The organism is Phosphitispora fastidiosa, assembly GCF_019008365.1.
Taxonomy (GTDB): domain Bacteria; phylum Bacillota; class Thermincolia; order Thermincolales; family UBA2595; genus Phosphitispora; species Phosphitispora fastidiosa.
The window spans coordinates 1-412 of the sequence record NZ_JAHHUL010000076.1 but is presented as its reverse complement, the minus strand read 5'-3'; the positions used below and the strand labels follow the sequence as shown (position 1 = coordinate 412).

The window sequence follows — 412 nt, the reverse complement described above, 5'->3', positions numbered from 1 at the left end:
GACCGGCCATCCCGGCTCGCGTGCGACCAGCTATTATCTCCATGGCGACCATGTCGATGCCGCAGACCTGCCAGATGCCAGGCGAGTCGATCGCTGGGTGCAGATCGGCGCGATCGAGACGGTTTCGGCCAAGGCTTCCGCAGTGGTGGTGCTCGGCGATTCGATCACCGACGGCTATGGCGTGCCGGCCAACAGCAACCAGCGCTGGACCGACGCGCTCCAGCTCCGCCTGCGCGCCACGCCGGCGCTTGCCGACATGGCAGTGCTCAACGCCGGCATCGGCGGCAACCGGCTGCTCAACGACGGGCTTGGCCCCAATGTGCTCGCGCGCTTCGACCGCGAGGTGCTGACCTATCCGGGTGTCACCCATCTGGTGATCCTGGAGGGCGTCAACGATCTCGGCACGCTCACC

Annotated in this window: 1 protein-coding gene; it reads left to right on the top strand. The window is 67.2% G+C overall.

Annotated features, from left to right (window positions below):
• A partial coding sequence (locus Ga0451573_RS19010) for a GDSL-type esterase/lipase family protein (RefSeq protein ID WP_231685772.1) occupies positions 1–412 on the top strand: 412 nt, incomplete at both ends.